This window comes from Cyclobacterium jeungdonense (assembly GCF_010994275.1).
Classification (GTDB): domain Bacteria; phylum Bacteroidota; class Bacteroidia; order Cytophagales; family Cyclobacteriaceae; genus Cyclobacterium; species Cyclobacterium jeungdonense.
The window spans coordinates 64,995-85,482 of the sequence record NZ_WMCD01000011.1; the positions used below are offsets into that span (position 1 = coordinate 64,995).

Here is a 20,488-nt window from a genome sequence, read left to right on the forward strand (position 1 = left end):
AAATAATAGTAATCTGACCGGTTAAAATGGAGTACGATTGGTCTACGGGTGATACGAAAGGTTCCGATGTTCATCGGCGGTGATTGCAGATCCCCATTCCGACGAACACGCATCCGGCAGATAGGGGAAAAAAGGCAGCACAAACAGGTGCTGTTTGTCAAAAACGGTGATAGGCCTAATTCTAATGCGCCACCTGTGAGATTCTCCAATCAAATTAATCCCGCTTTATTTTGAATTCATCCATTGGATATAGTTTCTTTATATAAAATAATTGCTTCGGGAGGGCAAAATCCAGTCATTTTGTTGTTTTTAATAATCTATATCCTTACCTGAAAATGAGAATTTTACTTTTTATAGCGGTAGCCGCATTTGTTTTGAATCAGAGCCAGGCACAGGATTTTCCCCTTCGGGTTTATTCAGATAAGGATAGCAGTTCGTATGCCGGTCTCAGGCTTACTGGCCAGGTGTGGATGCGCTATAATGAAAATAATCCGGGTACCCTGATTAATGGAGAGCCTGCTACGTCTTTTTTTGACATATCGGTTAGGAGGCTTCGGTTTCAGGCCTATGCCCGAATCAGAGAGAAAACCAACCTCACGATGACCCTGGGCCAGAACAATATTAACTATCTCTCTGCCCGATCGGGTGAAATTCGGTTGTTGGACTTCTACGTAGATCACCGATTGCATCGGCATTTGACTGTAGGAGGTGGGCAGTCCGGATGGAATGGAACGTCCAGGTATGCAGCACCACTTACTAGCAAGTTGTTGACCCTGGATATTTCTCCATTTTTGATACCCACCGTGAACCAAAGGGATAATATTTTGCGCAAACTGAGTGCATTTATAGCGGGTCAGGCCGGTCCCTGGGACTATCGGGTAGTTTTCAGCAGGCCCTATGCACCGGTTGATAAAAGCCAAATAGGGGTTGATTCAGGCTTTGCCAGTGTCAAGCCGGGTATTCAGACAGCAATGTATTTAAAATACCAGTTTTTTGATCACGAAAGCCTCAGTCCGTTTCATGCCGGGACGTTGGGTGGGCAAAAAAAAGTGTTGGCCCTTGGCCTGGGCATGGAAAGACAAAATGAGGCAATGTGGCACCTTAATAGCGCATCCGACACCCTGACTACGGCTATCACCCTGGTGGCCGCAGATCTATTTGGGGAAATCCCCCTTTCCGGAGAAAAGGCCTGGACCTTTTACCTGGGGTATTTTTACTACGATTTTGGGCCCAATTACCTAAGGGTTATCGGCTTTAATAATGTCGGCAGCGGCTTGAATTCACAAGGTACCTTCAGTGGTACCGGCAATGCCTGGCCTGCCATTGGTACAGGGCAATCTGGGTATTTTCAAGTTGGACATTCCTGGTCGTTGCCAGGAAGAAACGAGCGGATCCAGCCCTTTATCTCCGGACAATATTCCGATTATGACAAATTACAGGAGCCGGTTACTTTTCTGGAAGCAGGGATCAATCTACTAATGGACGGGCAACGGTCTAAGTTGACCTTGGCTTATCAAAATCGCCCCGTTTTTGATGTAGACATGAGTGGGGATCTGGTGCAGCAGCTAAGGAAAAGTTCCCTTGTTCTCCAATACCAGGTTAGACTGGAATAGCCCCCTTATAACAGTTAAGTGGCTGCCTTTTGTAAAGGGCCGGATTTAATAACCCGGCCCTTTACATTACTTAAATTACTTAAAACCTACTCCCTGGTCCAATCATTGTCTCCCCTGTTAATGTCTGCTAGCCTAAGGGAAGGATCAATGGATAGGCTTTGGATAGCTGAAAGGGGTTCATCGAGGATTACTTCAGTACTCGTGCGTGTCCAGGGCCATCGTTGGGTGCGAACCCTTTCTGGAAATCCAGCCTCCTCGGGTTTGTTTCCCCGCATAATGGTTAAGGGCAAATAAATGGTTTCTTGCTTGCCACCGATATAGGTAACTACGAAATCAATGGGCATGGGCATCATACCTTTTCTCTCAAGAATCACCTTGGTCTTACCATTTTCTTCGCTTACGGAGGAAATGGAATAATCTATGGATTTGGTAGTGTATATCCAATATTCCTTAAACCAATCCAATTCCAGCCCACTGGCCTTTTCCATAATTCGGGTAATATCATTGGCATTGGGATGTTTGAACTTCCATTCATTCCAGTATTGCAACATCGCCTCGTCCCTGACTTCTTCTCCAATGATATAGCCCATCTGAGCAAGAAAAAGGGCTCCTTTGGAGTAAGCTGCGACCCCATAGGCCGTATTGGTATGGTAATGGTCAGCATGGGTAGCCATGGGTTCTTCCAGGCCGGATTTCGCCAGCTTTTCGTAACTGGCATAGGCTCCGAACTGTGGAAAACCTGAAGGATCCTCGGAAAAGATAGCGGCCATGCAGCGGTTGCTGGCAAAGGTGGTAAATCCTTCGTCCATCCAGGGATACAAGGACTCGTTGGAACCTAATACTCCCTGAAACCAACTGTGGGCCAGTTCGTGTACCGTTACACCCACCAGACTTCCCAATGTACGTTGGCCGGTAATCAACGTAGACATGGGGTATTCCATTCCTCCATCTCCTCCTTGAATAACCGAAAATTGCTGATAGGGATATTGCCCGTAATGCTCACTAAAAAAGTTCATGGCTTTTCGAGTATATTCCGGTAACGCGGCCCAGTTTTTCTCCGTCTTTGAATTTTTTTCGTACAAAAAATGCAGGGTAATGCCGTTGTCCATAACCAACTTATCATGGGTGAAATCAGGATTCGCAGCCCACATAAAATCATGGACCTGGGGCGCATAAAAATGCCAGGTTAGCCTGGATTCGCTGTTTTGGTTTATGCTTTCTCCGGGTGCTTCATAGCCGTGGCCTATTTCATTGGCATTTTGAAGGTAACCGGTTCCACCCAGTACATAGTCTTTGTCGATGGTTATCTTTACATCAAAATTCCCCCAGGTCCCATAAAATTCCCTTCCAATATAAGGATTAGCATGCCAGCCTTGCTCGTCGTAATTGGCTAATTTTGGATACCATTGGGCCATGCTGTACCGGATGCCTTCTGCATTGTCTCTGCCCGATCGTCTGACCTGTAGAGGCACCTGTGCTTCAAATTCGGATTCAAAGATGACCGTACTGTTTGGTAAAATGGGTTCCTGTAGGCTAACTTCGAGCACCGAACCTACCTCTTCCATAGACACGGGTTGGCCGTTCATCTGCAGGCTGGTCACCCGCATGTAGCCTATTTCTTCAGGGGATAAATTGAAAATCCTTTCCCCAACTCTTCGATCCGGGTCTGCGATGGTTCGGGACCTTTCATCCATCATGCTGTTCGGTTGAAAGGCATTGTAATACAAATGAAAAAATACCTGGTGTAAGGTGTCCGGTGAATGGTTGGAATAAGCGATGATTTGGTTGCCCCGATACCGATTTGTGGAGACATCCATATCCACTTCCATCTGGTAATTGATGGACTGTTGCCATCGGGTAGATTGGGCATGGCTATCGTAGCTGGAAAATGCCAGGAAAAGCCCCCAAATAAAAAAAAAGGTATGTTTTTTCATCTGTTTATATGTTTTTTTCAGCGGTCAGATGGAATCTCGCATGATCGATAATCATCCCACTGTGTGACGTTTTCGTCATGCTCGATTTCATATGATTATAATTGTTTTTTAGCGGCCATATGGAATCTCGCATGCTTTATAATCATCCCTCCGTGTGACGTTTTCGTCATGCTCAATTTCATTTGTTTCTAAATTTTTGCTCTAAAATAAAGCAAATTAAGACGGTCGCCAAACCGTTTATCCTTGTTACCGGTTATTAGTAAATATTGGAAGGGGAAAGGAAATAGAACCATGACTGAACGAAAGGCTTTTTGGAGACTGGTAGGTGCCATCGCACTCACCGTATTTTTTGTTTATAGCTGGGATGGACTGCGATTTAATTATGATTTTGAAAATTTTTTTCAACAAGGGGATGCGGATCTGGAATTTTATCAGGAATACCGGTCCACCTTCGAAAATGACAACGATTACCTTCTCCTGGCTCTGGGAAGGCGACCGGATATCTACGATAGCCTTTTCCTTGAAAAAGCCTTGCAATTGGAAAATAAAATCAGGGAATTCGACGGGGTAGAGGAGGTAAATTCTTTGCTCCGCATGAATGAACCTCGGATCAGCCCCTTTGGGGTTAGCCTCAGACCATTAATGGATTGGTCTTCTCCTGAAGCGCTGTCCCAGACAGCCGAAAAACTTTCTGAGGGCGGACAATGGCAGGGAAGCCTGATTAGCGAAAACCAGAAGTACCTTTTATTGGTGATAAGGAATCAACAACTTATCGGGAAGGAAGCTGGTGATTCCCTTTACCGGTCTATCGAAGATGCGGTGCAGAACGCAGGCCTTCCGGATTATAAAATTGCGGGAAAAATAAGAGCACAGGGAGAATTCGTCAGCTTGCTTCAGGAAGAGTTTACGCTTTTTCTTGGCTTGGCGGTTATCTGGGTGTTGCTATTGTTATGGGCATTGTACCGCAGTTGGTGGGCGGTTCTGCTTCCTTTCATAATCATCGTTATGGGCGTTTTTTGGGCGGGTTCTTTTCTGTTGGCTACTGGAGGGCAACTGGATGTAATGCTGGTCATGCAGCCTCCGATCCTAATGGTCATTGGGTTAAGTGGCCTGGTTCATTTTTTAAATCACTATCAACAATCCCTGCGGGACTCCTTTCCAAAAGAAAAGGCAGTTTTCGCTATGTGTAAGGAGTTAACCCTTCCCGTATTTTTGACGGCGTTGACGACTTCCCTGGGGTTTCTTTCTTTATATTTTACCAATATTTACAGCTTGCGGTGGTTTGGTGTCTACACTGGGTTGGGAGTTCTTTTTATGTTTCTGGCTTTGGTTACCCTTCTGCCTTGGGCCTTGCTGGTATTTCCACCACTTTCATCGCCTAAAAACCAGGTATGGGCCCGACGCTGGGATCGGGTATTGGGCTTGGTTTTCAAAAAAGTGATTACCAAGGGGAGCCGCATTTCCTTGATTTTTGTAGTTATTAGTTTGGTTGCTGGATATTTTATGTCCCAGGTGAAAACCAATGGCTACATCGTGGATAGCTTACCCCAAGATCACCCTCTAAAAGAGGATTTTCGATTTTTTGATCAAACCTTTGACGGGTCGAAGCCTTTGGAAGTTTTTTTGGAAGTAGGGGATCCCGAAAGGGGAATATTTGACTATGCCGTCATGCAGGAAATAAAAAAACTGGAGGATTTTATAAGTAATAATTACGCTACGGGAGCTATATTGTCTCCACTCACTCTTGTGAAGGGAATAAATAAGGCACAAAATAGGGGGAATCCAAATGCCTACACCTTGCCTTCAGAGGCTGGTTATGAACGAATGGTCCCGGTAATGGAGCGATGGATAAATGAAAACGAATGGAAATTGTGGACGGAAAATAAAAAAGCCGGTAGAATTTCGGCTCGTGCCAAGGATGTGGGAAGCTTTATAGGGTACCAGCAGCACGAAAAACTAAGCGCATTTGTAGCCAATGAAGTGGACGAAAATTTGCTACAGGTACGGCTAACCGGTACTTCCTTTCTGATCGATAAAAGTCACGAACAGGTTACTCAGAAAGTTTTTTCAGGATTGGGATTCGCCTTTTTGTTGGTGGTTTTGGTGATAGGCTTGCTTTACAAGTCCTGGAGAGTTGCGCTTATTGCATTGCTTCCGAACGTCATTCCTTTGGTATGGGTTGGCGGTGTAATGTTTTTGTTGGACGTTGATTTCAAATTATCCACGTCCATTGTATTTGCGATTGCTTTTGGAATCGCCGTGGACGACAGCATTCATTTTCTAAGCAGCCTTCGCATGCAACTAGCCAAAGGGCTTTCTTTCGAGAAATCGCTCTGCGTTACCTTTCTTACCACAGGCAAAGCGATCATACTTACGACCATTATCCTTTCTTCCGGATTTTTAGTGTTGGCTTTCAGTAATTTGGAAATCGCTTGGTTTACAGGGGTTTTGGTGGGATTAGCCCTGTTTTTTGCTTTAGTGGCAGATCTATTTTGGCTACCGGTGCTATTGAAATACCTTCAAAAATGGATTCAAAAAAGGACCAGCGCGGTTATTCAGGATAGGCAAAAACTGCCGAAATAGGGTAGTGGTCGGAGTAGTCTACTTCCCTATGTGTACGGAATTGCTGGACTTTGAGAGGAGACTCAAAAAAAATATTGTCTATCCTAAGAAAGAATAGCACTTTGTTATAAGTAAAACCAAACCCTCTTCCCATTTCCTCGAACGCATTTTTCAGAACTTCCTTAAAGCTAAAATAAGTATAACTGTAGGGGAGATCGTTGAAATCTCCCACCAAAATGACGGGATAAGGGCTTTTTTCTATATGGTCTTTTAGAATTCGGGCTTGATAAGCTCGCATTTCTATTCCTTCTTTTAATTTTTTAATGGTGCTACGGTATTGGCTTTTGATTCCTTCCAGGTTATTCAGGTCAGATGCCCGGATATTCATGGACTCCAGGTGGGTGTTGTAAACGCGAATGGTATCTTTCCGGATTTTAATATCTGCAAACATGGCCCCATTGTTTTTTTTGTTGTCAAAAACCTTACCGCTATTGATAATGGGGAATTTGCTAAATATGGCGATACCATAGGCTCTTTTTTTTGGGTTACCGTCAACCGGCAGAAAGGCATGTTCGTAAGCACCTTCCTTACTCAATATTTTAAGGGCATTTTTAGAAGGAGTGGTGAAATCCTGGTAAAATTCCTGGAAACATTTGATATCCGAAGGATTATCCCGGGCCCATTGCACCGAGTTTACGATCAGTTCTTCTTTTTTCGGGCCCCAAGTATTATTAAATAACATCACATTGTAACTCAAAACCGAAAAGCCTTCCGCAGCAGTATCGGGACTGTTCCATTGAAAAGTGACCGAAAGAAACTTCCAACCAATTATCAGAGCAAGGACAGGAAAAAGGATCAATCGAAATCTACCAAATAGCAGCAGTACAATTAAGAAGAGGTTTAGTAAAATAAAAACGGGTATCATCAGGGAAAATAATCCCGTATAATCCCAGCTTTCGGGCGATACGTGAACACTGAAAAAAAGGAGCAGGGAAACAAAAAAGAAAGAAACGATAATGAAACGCATAGGGTAGCTGAAATTTCAACACAAATTGGTAAAAAAAATATACAAGAAACAACAAATTTATTTTTTTTGACGGTCAATTCAAAAATAGACTTTAAGATCCAATCGTATTCTGTTCTATAGCAAAAGTTTGATTTAACAATTGTGCTGCCCTTTCTTCCTTATTAACCGGATACAAAATGGCCGTTGGATTAATTTTTACTGCGTTATTCTAGTGAATGGATGTGGCAGGGCAAAAAAAAATACATAAATTAGAATAAAATTAAACAAGTTCACCCATGCACATGATGACAAAAAATAGTTACTACCTGTCTGGTTTATTTCTGTTATTTTTTATTTGGTCCTGTTCCGGACCTTCAACAAATAACGCCGGATCGGAAGAAGGATCGGAGATGGAATCCGCTTCTGAAGAAGAAAGAGCCAGTCCACTTAAAACAACCTCGGGGGAAATCGGAAATAAGTCCATAACCGTGCAATACGGCTCACCTGGCATTAAGGGCCGTGCAATCTGGGGGGATCTGGTTCCCTACGAGGAGGTGTGGCGGACCGGTGCCAATGAGGCAACCTATATCACGCTGGAAGAGGAGGTACTGATAGAAGGGCAGCCATTGGCTCCTGGCAAATATTCTCTTTTTACCATTCCCAGAGCAAACGACCCCTGGACGGTAATCTTTAACTCTGACTGGGATCTGGAGCACGGGCATTTTCAGTATGACGAGGAGAAAGACGTATTACGTGTTGAGGTTGATCCTACCTGGGTTAACGAAAGCCAGGAGTGGCTGTCCATTGACGTTGTTTCTGATGGTTTGGAAGTAAAATGGGAAAAACTAGTTTTGCCGATCACGATTGAATGAAATACATCGGGTTCTTTATTTCGTTAATGTTTACTTTGCTGGTGGCAGTAGGTTTATCCATAAATCTTGCCGGTTTACCTCCACTCGCTAGTGTTTTTGATCCTTTCAGGGGATTTTGGCAAAATATGTCCAGCGAAGACCGAAATCCGATAGAGGAACTGGACTTGGAAGGCTTAATGGCCCCTGTTCAAGTTAAGTATGACACGAATCTGGTTCCCCATATTTTTGCAGAAAATGAGGCTGATTTGTTTCGGGTACAGGGATACGTGACGGCCGCCCACAGGTTATGGCAAATGGAATTTCAGGTACGCGCGGCCGAAGGAAGACTATCAGAGGTAGTCGGAGAGGTTGCGTTGAATCACGACCGCGAAATGCGAAGGAAGGGGCTGGGGTTTGGTGCTGAAAACAAATTAGCGTTTTTAGAAAAAGCCGATCCGGAGGTGCTTCGTTTCATGCAATCTTACGCCGAAGGAGTAAACGCTTATATCCGTAATTTGTCCCCCGGGGATTTTCCCATTGAATACAAATTGCTGGACTACCACCCAGAACCCTGGAGCCCGTACAAGACCCTTATCTTTTTAATGAATATGGCGGAGACCTTGTCTGGAGACCGGGATTTGGCCTATACCAATTTTAGAAATCTTTTTGGCGAAAGCTGGATGCAGCAGTTGTTTCCGGAGTACCCCGAGGGAACGCTCCCTGTAGTATCGAAGGAAAACTGGGATTTCCAACCGGAAACGGTTCCTGTCCCTGAACAGAACTACCCCGATTCGAGCTTGGTTACTCGCGAACTGCCAGGAAAAGAATCCGGATACGGATCGAATAATTGGGCGGTGTCCGGAAGTAAAACAGAAAGTGGAAATCCGATTCTTGCCAATGATCCCCATTTGGCCCTAAACCTGCCCTCCCTTTGGTATGCGATTCAGTTAAGTACGCCGGAATATTTAGTAAAAGGAGCGAGCCTACCTGGAGCAATGGGTGTTATCATCGGCTTTAATGAACGAATAGCCTGGGGAACGACCAATGCTGACAGAGATGTAAAGGACTGGTATAAAATTACGTTTAAAGACGAATCACGGAAAGAATACCTGTACAACGGGCAGTGGATTCAAAGTACCACCCGGTTGGAAAGCATCCAAATAAAAGGCCAGCCGGATTTTGTTGATACCGTGATTTATACGCATTATGGACCGGTGGTTTATGACAGAAACTTTCTTACAGAGGGAAAACCGATCAATTTTGCCTTGAAATGGACTGCACTTGAGGGTTCCAATGAGCAAAGGACGTTTCTTGATTTGAATCAAGCAGGGAATTACGATGATTTTTTAGAAGCCCTTTCCAGTTACGCCGCTCCTGCCCAGAATTTTGCGTTTGCCGATATTGACGGGAACATCGCCATGGCAGTTCAGGGAAAATTTCCTATTAAATGGAATGGTCAGGGAAAATACCTGATGGATGGCAGTGATCCGGATTTTGAATGGCAGGGCTGGATTCCGCAGGAACATCAAGTAAGGGAATTTAATCCAGATCGTGGCTTCGTCATGTCGGCCAATCAACACCCTGCTTCCGAGAACTATCCCTATTATGTCTTTGCTGATGAATTCGAGTATTTTCGAAACCGGAGGATTCATGCACGTTTATCTGAAATGCAGGCCATTTCGACGGAGGATATGATGGACCTTCAATTGGATAATTTTGACTTGCATGCTTCCGAAATTTTACCTTTTCTCCTGGAAAATCTGGATAGCAGTTACCAAACACCCCGGTACCAAAAATGGATCGCGCCCTTACAGGCCTGGGATTTTGATGCCAATGCGGATATTCCTGCTCCTGCGATTTTTAATTCCTGGTGGAATAACTTGCAAACGGCCTTGTTCAGGTCCTGGAACCCGACTCAACTGCCCCTTGTCTATCCCAATAAGTATGTGCTTTCCCAGTCGCTTCGGCAAGAACCATCCGCTCCTTGGTTTGATGATCCCTCTACAGAGCAGCAAGAACGGGCAGGGCATTGGATTGGTAAGGGATTTGAAGTGATGGTGGAAGAGATGGATGGACTGGGAATTTCTGTGGATTCGCTGACCTGGGCAAATTACAAGGGTACAACCCTGGCTCATATCCTCCCCGATTTAGAGCCGTTTGGAAGAAAAAATTTGCAGGTAGGCGGTGGTAAAAATATAGTAAATGCTACCAGCGAAGACTGGGGGCCTGGCTGGCGAATGGTGGTGGAAATGGGGCCTGAAATTCGCGCCTTTGGTATATATCCTGGTGGTCAATCGGGAAATCCAGGGAGCCGGTTCTACGATCATATGATAGACGAGTGGGCTTCAGGTGACTATTTAAACATGGACCTGAAGAGAGCGCAGGAGGAGGAAGGATTGCTTTTCAAAACACTTTTTAAACCAGAATAAAATGCGCCTATTCGTTCAATTGTTTACAAATGCACTCATCGCCTACGGATTGGGAGGGTTGTTTCCCTATTGGGTAGTCATGATCCTGATTGGAGGGCTGGCCGTAGCCTGGAGGGGCCCGGCGGTCAACGCGTTTATAGCAGGCTCATTGGGGGTTGGCTTGGTTTGGTTGTTGGTTCCTTTAATCAGTTGGTCGGCCACCGATTCGGAGCTTCCGGAAATAATTGCCAGGATCATGGGTATGGAAAATGGAGCACTTTTGGTGGGAATTACCGCATTATTGGGTTTTTTAATCGGAGGGTCAAGTGCCCTTACAGGTAATTTGCTGTGGAAATTATTCCAGCGAAATCAATTTTATTAAATCCGACCAGGGAAAAACCGTCCCGGCTCCAATACCCGGCCTCGTTTTTTTTATAAAGGCATTTTCATTAAATTAGAAGTTGTTAGAAGCGTTTTTAACGAACCTTACCTAAATATCTTTTTATACCAAGCAACCCACAGCCAAACATGTCCAAAACGATTATTGTTTCCAATAGACTGCCCATTAGCTTGCAACATAAAAATGGAAAGTTTGAATTTAAACCCAGTGCAGGTGGATTGGCCACCGGGCTAGGGTCGATTTACAAGGAGGGAGAAAATATATGGGTGGGGTGGCCTGGAAATGATGTCGCCGATGAAGAGCAGCGAAATGAAATAGTAGATGAGTTGAAAAAGCTGAAAATGGCGCCTGTTTTTTTAACCAAAAAGGATGTTGAGCTTTATTACGAAGGATTCAGCAACGAAACCATTTGGCCTGCCTTCCATTATTTCACCCAATATATCAATTACGAAGACTCGTATTGGGAAGCCTATGTACGGGTAAACCAGAAATTTTGTGATACCATACTGGCCAAGGCAAATCCGGAAGATACCATCTGGGTTCATGATTACCAATTACTGCTCCTACCGATGATGCTCCGGAATCACCTTCCGAATGCCACCATTGCCTTTTTTCAACACATACCCTTTCCTTCTTACGAGATCATCCGCATGTTGCCATGGAGAAAGGAAATGCTGGAAGGTATGGTCGGATCCGATTTGATTGGATTTCATACCTATGACGACATGCGCCACTTCCTCAGTTCCGTGGGGCGTATTCTGGGGCTTTCCAATGAAAGTGGTTTTATTCAGGCAGATAACCGGTTGATCAATGTGGATGCTTTTCCTATGGGCATTGATTATGAAAAATTTTCCAAAGCAGCGGAAAGTAAAAAGACGCTGAACCATGTAAAGAAATTTAAAGAAATGCTCGGTGATCAGAAATTATTGATCACCATAGATCGTTTGGACTATTCCAAAGGGATTCCGCAACGGATTAAGGCATTTACCCAACTATTGGAAGACCACCCGGAATTCCATGGCAAGGTTTCCATGATCATGGTGGTAGTGCCTTCCCGGGACAAAGTAAGATCGTATCAGGTACTGAAAGAAGAGATCGATACCCTGGTGGGAGGGATCAACAGCAAGTTCTCAACCTTAAATTGGGTGCCGGTGCATTATTTTTACAGGAGTTTCCCTTTCAACGAATTGAGTGCCTTCTATACCATGTCCGATATTGCCCTTGTCACACCGCTACGAGATGGGATGAATCTGGTATGTAAGGAATTTGTTGCCAGTAAAACGCATAAAAAAGGGGTGTTAATCCTTTCAGAAATGGCCGGTGCGAGTAAGGAGCTGGTGGATGCCATACTGGTCAATCCTAACAATCAGGAAGGTGTGGTTAACGCCATCGTAGAAGCCCTTTCAATGGACGAAGAAGAGCAAGAGCTGCGGATAAGTTCCATGCAATCCAGCCTCAAAAAATACGATATTTTTCAATGGGTGAAGGTGTTTATGGACCGGCTTAAGCACGTTAAGGAAAGGCAAACCGAGTTGGAATCCAAAGCATTGGATCGGAAAATACTAGCGCAATTGGTCGAGTCTTTTAAGGCTGCGAAACGTCCCATCGTATTTCTAGATTATGATGGTACCTTAGTGGGATTCAAAAGTCGCCCTCAGGATGCTTTTCCGGACGAGGAACTCAAGTCCCTGGTAGCCACTCTTTCCAAGATATGCCAGGTGGTAATCATCAGTGGACGGGATAAAGAGACCCTAGGCGAATGGTTTAAAGGTCAGGCCGTGGATATGATTGCCGAGCATGGTGTTTGGCTCAAAAAGAAGGACCAGGAGGAAGACTGGGTCTTGTATGCGGATGTTGACGATAGTTGGAAAGGGGATATCCGGCAAGTGATGGAGTATTACGTATTACGAACACCGGGGGCCTTTATCGAAGAAAAGCACCATTCCCTGGTATGGCACTATCGGAAAGTTGAGAGTGGCTTGGGTGATTTGCGAATGAGGGAATTATTCAGTCACCTCAAATACATGGCCCGAGGCCATAACTTGCAGGTGCTGGAAGGAAACATGGTCCTGGAAATCAAAAGACCCGATATCAATAAAGGCCGCGCCGCTCTATCCATGATGAGAGGAGAAGAATACGATTTTGTGATGGCTCTGGGAGATGACTGGACCGATGAAGACACCTTTAAAGCCATGCCTAAAAGTGCCTATACCATCCGCGTAGGGTACGCGTATACCCAGGCAAATTACAACATCAAAAACCCTAAAGAAGTCCGCAATTTGCTGAATAAGCTAATTGAATAGTCCCTAATTTCAAATGGTGTCCCGAATCAGGGCGCCATTTGCGTTTAGACCCTCATATAATCCCCTTGCCAGTCTTTAATGGATTTTTTTATCTCCCTTGGGCTTAGGTTTTCCTGAATGGCTCTGTCTATCAGTGGGATGAGTTCCTTGCTGCCAGCAAATCGCAGGGCTATGAGCTGCTTCATAGTCAGTTTCCTTTCCAAATGTAAAAATGGTTTGCCGGAAAGCTGGAAATACCGCAACCTCATTTCGAGCCGGATGATGCGGTTTTGATTTTTCAAAGCATAGATCCGTGACATAATGGGGAGCAAAAAAAGGACTAACGCTCCTAAAGACAGGTACAGGCCGTGCAGCCAATCCCCACCTGCCGCAAATGCTTCTGCCAGGTTCCAAAAAGACCAGGAGAGTAAAATCAGCGTAAGAGGAGTAACGACATAATGGTGCAAAGGGTAATATCGGCTATGGTTGGCGTAGTTTTGCATGGTAATGAATTTGGTTAGAGGCCACCTGTTTGATTCATCGCAAAAATAGGAATTCTGTAGGAGGAATCAGTTCGATTTCGTTTTAATAGCATGGTCAGGGGGCAAATGAGCATTTGTTAAACCATGCAAATAGTAGTAAAACAGTACTTTGTAAGAGGTCCCGAGAAAGAAAATTCGCCAAATCTTATAGGTTGTTGAAATAAATGATTTTCTCGTTTAATTGTTTAAAGTTCAGTTGCCCCCCGGTATCCTTTAAATGAGTCATGATGGCTAATGCTTTATTTAATTGGCTTTGCGGATTTTTTACCTTTCCCGCTAGGTAAACCAAACTTCGTTGTTTTCCTTTGGGGAGGGCATAAAAGTGTTTGCTGAATAGTTCGTCCTGCTCCAACAGGAGTTGCAAGGGTTCGGGCATGGAGTGACCAAATTCCGAAACATCTGGCTCCAAACTTACCTGCACGGGCGATTCCGTACTCAAGTGAAGGGTCGTTTTTACTTTTTTGTTGACCAAAACAAACCAATAATCCTTGCATTTCATCAAGGCTGCAGAAAAAGTATGGCTATCATTTAGCGTGCAAATGATTCGTTTGTTCCCTTCCCGGGTAAGCTCACGGACCACTTCCTCCGGAACGGGAAGGTGATATTGCCACAATTCCGAATGAAAATTCTTCAGTTCGCTCTGAAAAGCGTGTTTCATGGGGAAGAGCGTGTTTTATTTGTAGGCTGTTGACGTATCCATGTTGCCAGCTTATCCAGCATCGGTTCGTTCATGGTTTCCTCGATTTCGCCGTATTCGGATACGGCTCCGGTGGGAGCAGATTGAAACAAATGGTTCAGATTTTCAAAACTGTGGATGTCAAAGGAGGCTTTGTCCATTGCCTCGAGGGCTTGTCTATTGATCGCTGCGCTTACTTGCCGGTCCTTTTTTCCAAAAGCAACCCAGGCAGGGATTTGAATAGTTCGAATAAATGCCTCGGGCTCTATTTTAATAAAATGAAAAAACCAGGGAGAGGTCAATGGGGCATATTGCTCGTACAGACGTTTTCTTTCGGCCGCTAGCGCGGAGGTATCCGGATTGGTAGACAGAAAAAGAGTATCCAGTAGCGGTGTTAATTGTGCTTTCGCCTCGGCTTGGTCAGAGGCATTTTTAATCACTTGGTAAAGCTTCCGGTTGGTTTGCATTTGTTCCAACGCTAATTCTTCAGATGCTCCGGAGGCCATGACCAGGTCATAAGTTTGTTGCGCCATTAATTCATCAATCGGAACGACCGGAGGAGCTAGTGCAGCGATAAAAGACAGGTCTTTAGACTGTTCTGCTGCCATCATCCAGGCGATAAGGCCTCCTTCACTGTGTCCGATGACACCCAGTCGCAGGGTATCTACCTTTGGTATGGTTTTTAGTTTCCGCAGAGCGGCCCAGGCATCTGTCATTAAATCACGAGTAGTTGCTTGTTTAAAAACCCCTTCTGATTCGCCCACGCCCCGGTCATCGTAACGCAAAACAGCAATTCCTTTTCGGGTCAGGTAATCCGCCAGTACCCATAGTGGCTGGTGGGAAAAAACTTCTCCATTGCGGTTTTGAGGGCCTGATCCACTTACCAAAATGACTCCAGGGAAGGGCCCCGTTCCTGTTGGGAGGGTAAGGGTTCCCCTTAGCAATATATTCTCAGCCTGATTCAAAAACCCGGTATGAACAATATCGTAAGAGAAAGGACCTTGTGGGGTTTGCGGCCGCTTGAAAGTTTGGGTATCCTCCCCCTTTTGGGGGCGAAAGGAGAGGGGCAATTCCATTCCCGCCTGCTTGAAGGTACCCTGAAGTATCTCACCACTTAAAATTGCTTCGTAGCTTGCCCCGATGGTGTCAATCCGTAGGAAAAGCATGGGATCTTCAAAGCGTATTTCTGAAATGGGTATCCCGGTGGCATTTTGCTGGGGGCTGTCCAGCGTTCCCTCCCAGGCGTCACCTTGGGCCTGAAAATGAAAAACCAGTGGGAGTTTTTGGATACCCAGATCCAATTCTCCTCTCCAGGATCCGCTAATTTTTTGATTTTGGGCAAATAGTCCTGAGGCAACACAGCAAAATAACGCTACATAGAATGAACATAATAATGAACGGCTGCCGGGTGAAAAAGCCCCGTATCCTTCTCCATTACATAAGGAAAATTTATTCCAGAATTGCAGGCATTTCATTTTTGGGGATCAGGTTTAGCATATTTTGACCATTGTCTTTGTAAATGGTCTCGTTTAGCGTATAAAAATAAGCACCTTTTTTCGAAGTAGATTTATCCTTTTCATTTATCTTCTTCAGGATATTACTGGACAACAGTTTCCGGGTAAAATTTCGTTTGTCGATCTTGGTGTCAAAGAGTCCTTCGTATAAAGCCTGCAATTGCGGCAAGGTAAATTTTTCGGGAAGTAATTCAAACAAAATAGGGTGTAGCGATGCTTTGTAGCGAAGTCGATTAAGGGCCATTTGCACCATTTCCTCATGGTCAAAAATCAGTTGGGGTAATTCTTTCATTAAAAACCAGCGGGCATGGAAATCATCGTTGATTTGTTTTTCGTATTTTTCAATATCGATCAGGGCCATGTAAACCACGCCGACCACCCTTTCTACCGGATCCCGGTTCGGGTGGCTAAACGTATGCATTTGGTCCAAATAAACGTTTTCCAACCCCGTTAGCTGTTTTAATATTCGGGTGGCAGCTTGATCAAGTGATTCTGTGGGCTGAAGGAAACCACCCATCAGGCTCCACTTTTCTTTTTCCGGAGCAAATCCCCGCTGAACCAGTAATAATTTGTAGTCTTGACCGTCAAACCCAAAAATAATGCAATCCACTGCTACCAATACTCTGGTCTGACTGGAATATTTAATCATAATTCACCTTTCTATTAATCAATGTCTACCGTTAGTGACTTTTGCTTTAAGTAATATTTACTTTTGAACCAGCAAATAGGCCATTTTGTAGGATTTCTACTGCCTAATTACCTACCCATAAATTATCTATTGGTAATACCCAGGCTTAAGTTTACTTAATTTTTTTCAAATGTCACTCTTACAATTAAAAAAAAAATAGCCGGATTATGGAAATGCCGCCCATAAAATCAAACAATGGTTTTTACAGGGAGAAGCGTTCAGGTCTGTGATAGGGTGACACCCTACGTGTTGTTCAACGACTCTTTTTAATAAGGCAGTTCCACGGTACAGATTGCCTTTGGAGAAGGAGTGTAAATACAAAAAGGCAGCAAAATGCTGGTTTTTAAACCATCTATATTTATAGGCAGAGGCAAAAATCAGCGATCCCTCTTCAACGGTTTCTTTTTTTAAACAAGATTCTTAGTTATAAAAAAAAATCTCGGATAATTTTTTTCTTGATAATAAAATCCATATAATTCGGTAGAATATAAAAGAAATCGCCCCAATAATAGCAGTATCGCTTACGATAAATTATTAATATTGACATTTATCAAAATTTAATTCTATTCATATTCATTATAAACTATAAAAACAAACCGTTATTTTGTTTTTCATGTATTAAATAAACCGTTCATCAACAAAACGAATTGCCTATGAAAAACGAATTCGTGACAAACGAACACAAATCTATTAGGAACTAGCATTCCTGAAAAATCTAACAATTAACAACAATCCATTATGAAAAAACCTTTACTTTATTGTCGCCTGATGAAATCGATGTCATGCCTGGCGGCAATCCTGTTTTACCTGATTTCCGGCAGCTTTGTGGTGCAGGGACAGCAATTGGACAGGAATCTCGAAAATATGGCAGTGAATGTGCCAGACAGAGCCTCCATCAGAAGCGTGGAGAAAACCCAAAAAGAATTTGATATTACCGTATCTGGTACGGTAACCGATGAAAATGGACAGCCCATTCCCGGAGCCACCGTATCGGTGCCAGGAACCACTACTGGTACCGCCACGGATCTGGACGGAAAATATACCATTACCGTTCCTGACGGTTCCACCCTGGTGTTTTCTTTTATTGGCTTTGATAGCCAGACGGTAGAAGTAGGAAACCGGCAAACCATTAATATCACCTTGGTAGAAAGTTTGCAAGCCTTGGATGAGGTGGTAGTTGTAGGCTATGGTACACAGGAGAAGGTAAACCTGACAGGTGCTGTAGGTGTTGCTGACGGGGAGCGGCTCCAGAACCGACCGATCGCCAATGTAGCAGAAGGTTTGCAGGGAGTAATTCCTAACCTGAACATTACTCCACGAAACGGAGATCCGGCCCAAAGTCCGTCTTTTAATATCCGGGGATTTCAGTCCATCAATGGAGGATCTCCTTTGATTTTGGTGGATAATGTTCCCATGGATTTAAACAGGATCAATCCCAATGATATTGAGAGTGTATCCGTATTGAAGGATGCGGCCGCAGCTGCCGTATATGGAGCGAGGGCTGCTTTTGGAGTAGTATTGGTGACTACCAAAAGCGGAAAAGCCGGTAAAACAAGGGTATCCTTAAACAGCCAGTTTTCTCTGGCAAAACCCATCTTCAATATGGATCCAGTTACGGATCCATACGACTTTGTGCAAGCCAGAAATCTGGCTAATATACGAACCAACGGGGTGCCGAGTTACGATGATGACATGGTGGAAGGTACCCGAAGGTGGTCCGAAAACCCCATCCCTGAAAACGAATGGGGTGTAGTCGACGGAAACCTGCGCTTCTACGGATTCAACAATTATCAGAATGATATCATGACTGATTTTGCACCCACGCAGCAGCATGATTTATCCATTTCCGGTGGATCCGAAAATTCCAATTATTTCGTTTCCTTTGGTCACTTGAATAAAGATGGTTACCTGAACTCTGATCGCAACGAAAATTTCAAACGATACAACATTCTGATGAAAGGGGAATTCAAGGTAACAGATTGGATGACCTTAGATGAGAAAATTGTGGTCAATTCCCAACAGAGTGATAAGCCTTATTTCTATAACTGGGATGTGAATATCAACTCTCTGGCCAGGGTGAATCCGATTATGCCCATTCAGTTTCCAGACCTTCCTTTTTATATCGAACCGGGTGACCGGGAGCAGTACGAACAATACATAGGCATGTATTTTGGTGGCACCAATTTTTGGCCCTACCTGGAAGATGGAGGAAGATCTACCTGGACCAATAATGATATCTGGTTGACGCAGGGAGTTACGCTTACGCCTGTAGAAGGCCTTACCATCAAGTCCAATTTCTCGTATAATTTCTTTCACAGAAGTGAGCAGAATGTGGCAAGTAAAATAGAAATTGTTGATAACAACCTGCTGGCAGATAACCTGGTCAGTAATGGTTTCAGTGGTAACGATTTTATTGATGAACAGAGTAATTATAACCAGTATTATGTTTTCAATGCCTATGCAGATTATCAGTTTCCCCTTCCGGAAAGACACAGCCTGAACACCATGGTTGGTTTTAATCAGGAGTGGGGACAAAACAAATATATCCGGGCACAGGCCAACACCTTGCTAACCCCTTTGATTACGGATTTGAATGCCACCATTGGTTTGCAACAGACTTATGGAAGCAGCAGCCATGTTTCGTTAAGGGGTGCTTTCTACCGGGTAAATTATATCTTTGACGAACGATTTCTTGTGGAAGCTAATGGCCGGTATGATGGTACTTCCCGATTTCCTCAAGAAAGCCGATTCGGCTTCTTCCCCTCTTTTTCTGCAGGTTGGAGAATTTCCAATGAAAACTGGATGGCAGGAACCAGCAGTTGGATGGACGAATTAAAGTTAAGAGCATCTTATGGAACTTTAGGTAACCAATTATTAGGTAATAATTATTACCCCTATATTCCTACCCTGGGTACGGGTCAATCCCCTTATATGATGAGTGCCGGGCAGCGTACACCCTATGTGTCTCCTGCTGGATTGGTAAGTCCGACCCTGACCTGGGAAACGGTAGTTTCACAGAACATTGGACTTGATTTTACTTTATTTGGAGGTAAAATTGATGCATCCTTTGATGTCTTTTCAAGGGAAACCAAAGACATGCTGATGAGACAGCAATATCCCTCCATATTGGGAACTGGTGCGCCGCAATCCAATGCGGCTGACCTGAAAACCACAGGATGGGAATTGGCATTAACCTGGAGAGACCAGGTTAGGGATGACTTGAATTATGATGTTACGCTGGCATTGTCAGACTGGACGGCAGAAATCACCAAATTCATTAACCCTGAGGGAGTGATTAACCAATATTATGTAGGTCAACAATTGGGCGAAATTTGGGGATATGAGACCGTTGGTATATTCCAAACGCAGGAAGCGGTGGATAACCATGCCGATCAATCCCGACTGGGAGCCAACTGGAGACCGGGAGACATCCAATACGCTGACCTGAACGGTGATGGCGTGATTTCACCTGGTAATAACACGCTTTCCGAACCTGGAGACAGAAGGGTCATTGGTAATGAAACTCCACGATATAGTTTCGGAATCAATAATAACCTGCAATGGAGGAATTTCAATTTGAATTTGTTCTTTCAGGGCGTAGGAAAAAGAGATCACTTCCCCACTTCCGGTAACTGGACTTGGTTTTTCCCATTCAATGCCGGACATGTAGAGAAGTATTTTATTACCGACTCCTGGACTGAAGACAATAGGGATGCCTATTTTCCACATCCCCATATCTCTACCAATGATAAAAAGAATATCCAGACTCAAACAAGGTTTTTGCAGAATGCCGCTTATATCCGTTTGAAAAATGTCAACCTGAGCTATAATTTACCTGCCAGCTGGATGTCTACAATCGGCTTTCAAAATGCGAACATCTATTTTGCAGGCATGAACCTTTGGGAATATTCTCCTATACGTAAGCCATTGGATCCTGAGTCCATTTATTCAGGAGCAATCGAGTATCCAATGCAACGTGTGTATACACTCGGTGCGAGAATAACCTTCTAAT

At 44.1% G+C, this 20,488-nt stretch carries 13 protein-coding genes; 7 read left to right on the forward strand and 6 right to left on the reverse strand.

From position 1 onward, the window contains the following. The first annotated feature begins 335 nt into the window (after positions 1 to 335). On the forward strand, positions 336 to 1,613 hold the full coding sequence (locus tag GKS34_RS19275; RefSeq protein WP_163386621.1) for a hypothetical protein: 1,278 nt from the start codon (positions 336 to 338) through the stop codon (positions 1,611 to 1,613). Between the two features lie 86 nt (positions 1,614 to 1,699). Here GKS34_RS19275 and GKS34_RS19280 read toward each other — a convergent pair whose 3' ends face one another. After that, a complete protein-coding gene (locus GKS34_RS19280) occupies positions 1,700 to 3,547 on the reverse strand; it encodes a M1 family metallopeptidase (RefSeq protein WP_163386622.1) in 1,848 nt (615 codons plus the stop codon). A gap of 291 nt (positions 3,548 to 3,838) precedes the next feature. On the opposite strand from GKS34_RS19280, the gene GKS34_RS19285 reads away from it, so the two are divergent. Further along, positions 3,839 to 6,130 (forward strand): efflux RND transporter permease subunit, encoded by a 2,292-nt coding sequence (locus GKS34_RS19285; protein ID WP_163386623.1) that lies wholly within the window; start codon positions 3,839 to 3,841, stop codon positions 6,128 to 6,130. On the opposite strand, the gene GKS34_RS19290 is transcribed toward GKS34_RS19285, so the two are convergent. Continuing rightward, positions 6,099 to 7,136 (reverse strand): endonuclease/exonuclease/phosphatase family protein, encoded by a 1,038-nt coding sequence (locus GKS34_RS19290; protein WP_163386624.1) that lies wholly within the window; start codon positions 7,134 to 7,136, stop codon positions 6,099 to 6,101. The genes GKS34_RS19285 and GKS34_RS19290 overlap by 32 nt on opposite strands. Before the next feature lie 281 nt (positions 7,137 to 7,417). Between GKS34_RS19290 and GKS34_RS19295 the strand changes: the two genes are divergently transcribed. The 4 genes from GKS34_RS19295 to GKS34_RS19310 all read left to right on the forward strand — a co-directional run bounded on the left by GKS34_RS19295 (position 7,418) and on the right by GKS34_RS19310 (position 13,077). Further along, positions 7,418 to 7,987, forward strand: coding sequence for a DUF2911 domain-containing protein (locus GKS34_RS19295; protein WP_240459373.1), 570 nt, complete (start codon positions 7,418 to 7,420; stop codon positions 7,985 to 7,987). Beyond that, on the forward strand, positions 7,984 to 10,395 hold the full coding sequence (locus tag GKS34_RS19300; protein ID WP_163386626.1) for a penicillin acylase family protein: 2,412 nt from the start codon (positions 7,984 to 7,986) through the stop codon (positions 10,393 to 10,395). The genes GKS34_RS19295 and GKS34_RS19300 overlap by 4 nt, the downstream gene beginning before the upstream one ends. 1 nt (position 10,396) lies before the next feature. Then, entirely contained in the window at positions 10,397 to 10,756 is a 360-nt protein-coding gene (locus tag GKS34_RS19305) for a hypothetical protein (RefSeq protein ID WP_163386627.1), read from the forward strand. Between the two features lie 146 nt (positions 10,757 to 10,902). Beyond that, complete coding sequence (locus tag GKS34_RS19310) at positions 10,903 to 13,077, forward strand: bifunctional alpha,alpha-trehalose-phosphate synthase (UDP-forming)/trehalose-phosphatase (RefSeq protein WP_163386628.1); 2,175 nt, start codon at positions 10,903 to 10,905, stop codon at positions 13,075 to 13,077. A 44-nt stretch (positions 13,078 to 13,121) separates the two neighbouring features. Here GKS34_RS19310 and GKS34_RS19315 read toward each other — a convergent pair whose 3' ends face one another. The 4 genes from GKS34_RS19315 to GKS34_RS19330 all read right to left on the reverse strand — a co-directional run bounded on the left by GKS34_RS19315 (position 13,122) and on the right by GKS34_RS19330 (position 16,437). Next, entirely contained in the window at positions 13,122 to 13,559 is a 438-nt protein-coding gene (locus GKS34_RS19315) for a DUF6526 family protein (protein WP_163386629.1), read from the reverse strand. A gap of 184 nt (positions 13,560 to 13,743) precedes the next feature. After that, positions 13,744 to 14,256 carry a DUF1905 domain-containing protein gene (locus tag GKS34_RS19320; protein ID WP_163386630.1) on the reverse strand — a complete coding sequence of 171 codons (513 nt, stop codon included), beginning with the start codon at positions 14,254 to 14,256 and terminating at the stop codon, positions 13,744 to 13,746. Next, entirely contained in the window at positions 14,253 to 15,749 is a 1,497-nt protein-coding gene (locus GKS34_RS19325; protein ID WP_163386631.1) for an alpha/beta hydrolase family protein, read from the reverse strand. Before GKS34_RS19325 ends, GKS34_RS19320 begins: the two co-directional genes overlap by 4 nt. Beyond that, positions 15,724 to 16,437: an NUDIX hydrolase gene (locus GKS34_RS19330; protein ID WP_163386632.1), complete on the reverse strand. Its 714-nt coding sequence runs from the start codon at positions 16,435 to 16,437 to the stop codon at positions 15,724 to 15,726. The genes GKS34_RS19325 and GKS34_RS19330 overlap by 26 nt, the downstream gene beginning before the upstream one ends. Positions 16,438 to 17,214: 777 nt before the next feature. Here GKS34_RS19330 and GKS34_RS19335 point away from each other — a divergent pair. Then, positions 17,215 to 20,487: a SusC/RagA family TonB-linked outer membrane protein gene (locus GKS34_RS19335; protein ID WP_163386633.1), complete on the forward strand. Its 3,273-nt coding sequence runs from the start codon at positions 17,215 to 17,217 to the stop codon at positions 20,485 to 20,487. The last annotated feature ends 1 nt before the right edge of the window (position 20,488 follow it).